Here is a 7456-nt window from a genome sequence, read left to right on the forward strand (position 1 = left end):
TTTATCTTCCGCTTTACATTATTTAATTTAAAGGTTGCGAATGAAGTTTCTATTAAAAAAAAATGAAAAGTTTCTCATAAAATAATTTATTTGTTTAGTTGATGTTTTTGCATATATATTTATAAAGATAAATAAAATAAAGTACTTAGTATAATTAAGCATCTAACTGAAGTATGAATAATCCTAATGGATTTAGCAGGATTGCAGAATAAATTTCCCACAGCAGATGCTAAAAAGCTTGTGGGACTTATATTAGACATCTCCGGAAAAGAATGTAGAGACGTAGCAGAGCCTTTGGCGTCGGCGTAGCCTCTGCTACGTCTCTACAAGGATTTTGGGTTATACATATTTAATTTCCGGAGAGGTCTATTTAATATTCATACTTATTTGGTCAAAGCGCACTGATGTGCGCTCTTACAAAATAAATTGATGTCTCAACTTATCTCTTATAAAGTTGAGTCATTTCCAACAACCGTTGACTCAACTCAGAAGTTAACAAATCAGAACTACTATAACGCCAACGCCAGTTACCAGGAATAACACTAGGGTCGTTCATCCGCGCCGAATTATCTAAACCTAAAATATCCTGTAACGGTAAAACAGCTAAATCTCCCACAGAAGCTAAAGCCATACGAATAAATACCCAGTTGATTTCTTTAACTTCTTCTGGGGAATTATAACCCAAGTACTTTGCTACATGCTGTTTTTCTGCATCGCCAGTTGTTTGCCACCAACCAATGGCTGTATCGTTATCGTGGGTACCGGGATAAACTACACAGTTGGGAATGTAATTATGGGGTAAATAAGGATTATCAGCATCGCCACCAAAAGCAAACTGTAGAATACGCATTCCTGGAAAATCAAAGTGATCGCGCAGTTCTTCGACCTCGGGAGTAATAATCCCCAAATCTTCCGCCATGACTGGTAAACTACCCAAACTATTACCTAAGGTTTCAAAAAATTCTGCACCAGGAGCTAGCACCCATTCACCATTAATTGCGGTTTCTTCGCCAGCAGGTACACGCCAATAAGCTTCAAATCCCCGGAAATGATCGATCCGAACAATATCTACATATTGTAATGTGGCACGGAAACGTTCGATCCACCAAGCATATTTAGTTTCCTTTAATTTATCCCAATCGTAAACGGGATTACCCCACAATTGACCCGTAGCACTAAAGTAATCGGGTGGTACACCAGCAATATAAGCCGATTCTAGGCTTTCAGGATCTAATTGGAAAATTTCTGGGTTTGCCCACACATCTGAACTATTGTGGCAAACATAAATGGATATATCCCCAACTATTTGAATATTCTTGTCATTGGCATATTTTCTAAGTTCTTTCCACTGCTCGAAGAACTTAAATTGGAGGAACTTATGGTATAAAATCTGGTCTTTAAGCTCTTGATGTTTAGCTTGGAGGGCATCGGGTTCGCGGCGTGCAACACCTTTATCCCAACAATTCCAAGCTTTATATTCATTAGTCTCTAACAGAGACATAAATAATACATAATCATCCAACCAAGACGACTGTGATTGACAAAATTCTTCAAATTCCGGATTTGATTTTTCTGCTAAAAATTTCTCAAATCGTTGATAAGCTAGTTTAAGGATTTGAGTTTTATGGGGAATCACTTCGTCAAAGTTGACCCTTTGGAGATTCGCTTCTGTGCCTGGAGATAGAGGGGTTAATTCATCTTGAGTTAGTAGCCCTTCTGTGACTAGTTTTTCTAAACTAATCATCAAGGGATTACCAGCAAAAGCACTGAAATTCATTGTGTAGGGAGAATGTTCGTATCCTGTTGGTCCTAAAGGCAGAATTTGCCATAATTTTTGACCGCTATTTACCAGAAAGTCAACAAAATCATATGCAGATTCTCCTAGATCGCCTATACCATGATGGCTTGGTAAAGAAGTTGGATGTAATAAAATTCCGCTAGCTCTGGGAAAACTCATGACAAATTCCTAGTAATACGTTGTGTCTAGATAAGAAAAGGAGAAGATAGTAAGCTCAAGGATGTGTTAAATCAGCTTCATGACCAATGTTTGATTGATGTTTTGCTTGGCTTAATTACCTAACGTTTATCAACAGCTGGCATAGTTATGCTCAGACAGCTAAAGTAAATTTAATCGATTCAATACAAGTTATCTATTCCAAGTTTAGCTGGATTAGCCCTCGGACATATTCTCTATTGTCAACAACTAAAATAAATTGTGTCATTGGTTATTATGTGATTGATTATTTTGTCCCTGCATATTTTGTATTCGGAAATTAGTCATTCTTAGAGCAAAAATTAGGATAAAAAATAGTTTAAATTATAGTTGAGATTAAAAATAGCCCCAAACTTATCACCAATAATTTCAGTCAAGTCAACTTTTTAATTGATATATTTGGGTGAGGGCTGAAACTACACTGAAAACACAAAGTTATAAGGAAAAGATACTGTTTTTCTTCTACATCTGTTGGTGATAAACTTCTTATTTTTCAAACTTTGCCTTGAGTGTTTTCTTTCCTATATTTACTAATATCAGGGATAAAAGTGATGGTTAACTGAGATTTCGCTGATATTTAGATAAAAAATAAAAAAATTAGGCATAGGAAAGGTTATCATTAGTTTTTGATTTCCATGAAGTTGACATAAAACATTATCATATTCATCAAATTTGAGGTAAAAATCTATTGCATTTATTTTGACTTATGTTTTCTCAAAATAACAGCTACTTGGGGTATAGAATTTAAAAAATTATCTGACTAGAGTTATATGTATAATATATAACTGATAAAGTGAATAAAAAACCTATTTCAAAATTATGGAACAGGTTCCTTATTTTTTCTTATTTAACTTTTAGACAAGTCTCAGTTAAGTATCAATATTTTCTCAGGTTTATCCCCAAGATTAGTAGTCAGACAAATTCAGTGCAGGTACTAACACAAAACTTCAAATAAATTAAATACAATGGATCATTTAATGAACCTTAAGCAGTGATTCTGCTTTGTAAAATAGCGTATGGGAATAGGGCAGTAAATATTATGATTATGCAAAATCCATTATTAAAAGACGATCCCCTTTGGTTTAAAGATGCAGTAATTTATGAAGTTCCGGTACGCGCTTACGCGGATAGCGATGGTGATGGTATCGGAGATTTTCGTGGTTTAACATCCAAGTTAGATTATCTTCAAGATTTGGGAGTGACAGCAATTTGGCTATTACCCTTTTTCCCCTCACCGTTACGGGATGATGGTTATGACATTGCTGATTATACCAGTGTTAACCCAATCTACGGCAATTTGGAAGATTTTAAAGCTTTTTTAAATGCTGCTCACCAACGAGGTATTCGGGTAATCATTGAGTTGATTGTGAACCACACCTCCGACCAACATCCTTGGTTTAAACGGGCACGTAGAGCCCCTGCAGGTAGCAAAGAAAGAAATTTTTACGTTTGGAGTGAAAATCCAGAGAAATATTCGGAAGCGCGAATTATTTTTAAGGATTTCGAAAATTCTAACTGGGCATGGGACCCTATTGCTAAGGCTTATTATTGGCATCGTTTTTATTCCCATCAACCAGATTTAAATTTTGAAAGCCCCGAGGTGCAACAAGCGCTGTTTGAGGTGGTGGATTTTTGGTTGGAGATGGGTGTAGATGGGTTACGCTTAGATGCTGTACCCTATCTGTACGAACAGGAAGGAAGCAATTGCGAAAACCTAGATGAAACCCATGGTTTTTTGAAAAAGTTGCGATCGCATATTGATGAGAATTTCCCCAACCGGATGTTACTAGCTGAAGCAAACCAATGGCCGGAAGATGCGGTGGAGTATTATGGTGCTGGGGATGAGTGCCATATGAATTTCCATTTTCCCCTGATGCCACGTTTGTTTATGGCGGTTCAGCAGGAAGATAGTTTTCCGATTACTGATATTTTACAACAAACGCCGTCAATTCCGAATAACTGTCAGTGGGCACTGTTTTTACGCAACCATGATGAGTTAACCTTGGAAATGGTCAGCGATCAAGACCGAGATTATATGTATCGGGTTTATGCCCAAGATCCCCAAGCTAGGTTAAATTTGGGTATCCGTAGAAGGTTAGCACCTTTGCTAGGTAATAATCAGCGTACAATAAAGCTAATGAACGCTTTGCTGATGTCTTTACCTGGAACTCCCGTACTTTACTACGGCGATGAAATCGCCATGGGAGATAATATCTACTTGGGCGATCGCAATGGTGTAAGAACTCCGATGCAGTGGAGTGCAGATCGCAATTCTGGGTTTAGTAACGGTAACCCCCAAAGGTTGTACGCACCGGTAATTATTGAAGCGGAATACCACTACGAAGCCATTAACGTCGAAGCCCAACGGGAAAATTCTAATTCTTTGTGGTGGTGGATGAAGCGTCTGTTGGCAACTAGGGCGCGTTTTCAGGCTTTTGGTCGGGGTACATTTGAGTTTTTGTATCCAGAAAACCGCAAGGTGCTAGCTTTTACTCGTACCTATAACGGCGAACATATTTTAGTTGTTGCGAATCTATCGCGATTTGTCCAGACGGTAGAACTGGATTTATCGGGATTTAACGGTATGGTTCCGGTGGAAATTTTTGGACGCACCCAATTTCCTCCCATTGGGGACGACCTTTATTTCTTAAGTTTGGCTCCCCATACCTTTTATTGGTTTACCCTCCAATTACAACCAAGTCTTACCTGTGGAGTACGGGGTTACACTGAACCGTCCCTATTAGAAATCAACGAATCTTGGCAAAATGTATTTAATAAGCCTGAAACTAGGGTTGCTTTAGAATCTGTTTTATCTGATTATCTATGTAGTTACCCTTGGTTTGGTGGGAAAAATCGGGTTATTCAATCAGCCCAAATTCGCGAAACCTTTCCTTTATCCTTCCGTAATAGTCAAATCGAAATAGTTTTATTACAGATTAACTATACTGAAGGTGATCCGGAAACTTATGTTGTTCCCATGGCTTATGAAGCCGGTAGCAAGGGTAAAAACCGCTTAAAGAATAATCCAGATCAGGTTGTCGCTCAAATTAAACTCCGGGACAAAGATGAAATTGGTGTTTTGTTTGATGCTTTTGGTGATCAAGAATTTCTCGATTTCCCCTTAGATACAATCGCCCAAGGAAAGACCTATAAAGGTAATGTCGGCGAGCTTACAGCAACCCAAACAGAAGCATTTAAGGATTTATTTAGTCACGAAAAACATCCTGGAACCCATGCAAATTTAGAACCACGTTTACTGGGTGGTGAATATAGTAATAGTGCCATCATTTACGGCGATCGCTTCTTCTTTAAACTTTTCCGTAAGGTAGAAGAAGGAAGTAACCCAGATTTTGAAGTTGGTTGTTTTCTCACTAAAAGTTCTACTAATAAGGGTATACCCCAACCAGAACATTTTGCAGCGATCGCTGGTGCTTTAGAATATCGTCGTCATGGAAGTCATCCAATTACTTTAGGGATTTTACGTCAATATATTCCCGATATTACCGATGGTTGGGAATATAGTTTGGACACCTTGCGGGACTTTTTCGAGCAGGTAATGGTCAAATTAAATGATGATGTTGAAATTCCCATCCCACCATCATCTCTAGTGGAAGCTTTACAGGTAAAAATTCCCGATTTGGCTTATGAGTTAATGGGTTCTTATTTGCGTTCTGCTCAATTATTAGGACAACGTACCGCAGAATTACACATAGCTTTAGCTTCAGCGGATGAGGAAGATACTGAATTTGCTGCTGAACAATTCTCTTCATTTTACCAGCGCTCGATTTATCAGTATATGCGCAATCAAGCAGGTCAGGCGCTGTTATTACTGAAAAAACAATTGAGTAATCTTAATTCTGACATTCAACCCCTTGCTCAAACAGTTCTTAACAGTAAAGAATTACTTTTAGGTAGATTCAAAAAAATCTTGAATCAAAAAATTAGCGCTATGCGGACGCGCTGTCATGGTAATTACTCCTTAGAAGATGTACTTTACACCGGTAAAGACTTTATTATTATCGACTTTGAAGGGGAAGTTTCCCGTCCTTTAAGCGAACGTCGCATGAAGCGATCGCCTTTGCGTGATGTGGCTGCGATGCTAGAGTCTTTTTATTATGCTAGCTGTATCGGTTTGCGCAATGAGAAGGAAAGCGGCTTAATTCGTCCAGATAATTTGGCGTCGATGGAAAATTGGACCCAATTTATGTACACTTGGTCTGGAGTTGCATTTCTGCAATCCTATATGGAATTAACTGCAAATGCACCATTTCTCCCTCAAGAACCACTAGAATTGCAAATATTGCTGGATGCTTTTGTGTTAGAGAAAGCGATCCTCGATCTAGATTACGAACTTAAGAATCGTCCTGATATGGTGGAAATTCCCTTGGAGCGGTTGTTTGATTTGTTGGAGTCGAACAACAACGGTAACTATTAATTGGGTATCTCCAGTTAATGATTTCCCAAACGCAATACTAAATGATGATGTAGAGACGTAGCATGCTACGTCTCTACCAATATTTTTTGGGTAATGCACGATTAATATTTTCCCTGCACATATTCATCAGTAGAATAAGATTAAACTATAGGTGCAGAATAATTTGCCTACCCTACATGCTCTTAAGTTCTCTAGCTACCGCTTCCGGATTATTATCTAATTCTCCTGTTTCAGGGTTGAGGTCAATATTATTATCTTGTTGCTGTGCTTGTTTAAATTTCTCCACAGCACCTTTGAAATCACCTTTTTGTGCTACTTCTCTACCCTGAGCAACTAAGTTTATCGCTTTTGCTTTAGACTCGGGATTAAGATCTAATTTCGGATTCCATTTCTTCGCTTTACGAAACTTCTCCACAGCTTGTTCCAAATCACCATCTTTTGCTGACACCTCACCTTGTTCAACTAAAGTAGAAGCAGCTGCGTTAAGTATTTCCTGGTTTTGACAAACCTTGAGTTCTTGGAGTTTCTCTGGACTATTAACTAAATAATCCCTAAGTTTATTACAACCCCGTGTTAGTAAATTATCAAAATTCCAATCCCACAACCTTACTGTTCCATCTGGTGATGCGGAAGCAATTGTTTTACCATCTGGGCTAAATACCACGCTCCTCACCTCGTTTTTATGTCCCTCCAAGGTGTGGATTAATTTACGATCCTGTGCATCCCATAAGCTTACTGTTCCATCTGTTGATGCGGAAGCAATTGTTTTACCATCTGGGCTAAATACTAAGCTCCTAATCCCCTTTTTATGTCCTTCCAAGGTATAGATTAATTTACGATTCTGTGCATCCCACAACTTTATTGTTCCATCTGTTGATCCGGAAGCAATTGTTTTACCATCTAGGCTAAATACTACACTCGAAACCTCGTTTTTATGTCCCTTCAAGGTGTAGATTAATTGACGATTCTGTGCATCCCACAACTTTACTGTTCCATCAAAAGATGCGGAAGCAATTGTTTTACCATCT

3 protein-coding genes and 1 pseudogene are annotated in these 7456 nt (G+C 38.3%); 2 read left to right on the forward strand and 2 right to left on the reverse strand.

Going from position 1 to position 7456, the window contains the following annotated elements:
* Positions 1-186: 186 nt before the first annotated feature.
* The gene (locus QNJ50_RS22165; RefSeq protein ID WP_300639583.1) at positions 187-309 is read left to right on the forward strand and encodes a hypothetical protein; all 123 of its coding nucleotides are present in this window, start codon (positions 187-189) and stop codon (positions 307-309) included.
* Between the two features lie 130 nt (positions 310-439).
* On the opposite strand, the gene malQ is transcribed toward QNJ50_RS22165, so the two are convergent.
* The gene (malQ, locus tag QNJ50_RS22170; RefSeq protein WP_300639586.1) at positions 440-1957 is read right to left on the reverse strand and encodes a 4-alpha-glucanotransferase; all 1518 of its coding nucleotides are present in this window, start codon (positions 1955-1957) and stop codon (positions 440-442) included.
* 1081 nt (positions 1958-3038) lie between these two features.
* Between malQ and treS the strand changes: the two genes are divergently transcribed.
* Positions 3039-6428 carry a maltose alpha-D-glucosyltransferase gene (gene treS / locus QNJ50_RS22175; protein WP_300639589.1) on the forward strand — a complete coding sequence of 1130 codons (3390 nt, stop codon included), beginning with the start codon at positions 3039-3041 and terminating at the stop codon, positions 6426-6428.
* Positions 6429-6600: 172 nt separating this feature from the next.
* Here the strand turns inward: treS and QNJ50_RS22180 are convergent.
* Positions 6601-7456: pseudogene (locus QNJ50_RS22180) on the reverse strand (hypothetical protein); the annotation flags it as partial.

The sequence above is a fragment of the Mastigocoleus sp. MO_188.B34 genome (assembly GCF_030065675.1).
In the GTDB taxonomy this organism is placed as follows: Bacteria; Cyanobacteriota; Cyanobacteriia; order Cyanobacteriales; family Nostocaceae; genus Mastigocoleus.

Excerpts from the sequence above, each read along its gene's own strand:
- treS (WP_300639589.1), top strand. The coding sequence starts at position 3,039 with ATGCAAAATCCATTATTAAAAGACGATCCCCTTTGGTTTAAAGATGCA.
- QNJ50_RS22165 (WP_300639583.1), top strand. The coding sequence starts at position 187 with ATGGATTTAGCAGGATTGCAGAATAAATTTCCCACAGCAGATGCTAAA.
- malQ (WP_300639586.1), bottom strand. The coding sequence starts at position 1,957 with ATGAGTTTTCCCAGAGCTAGCGGAATTTTATTACATCCAACTTCTTTA.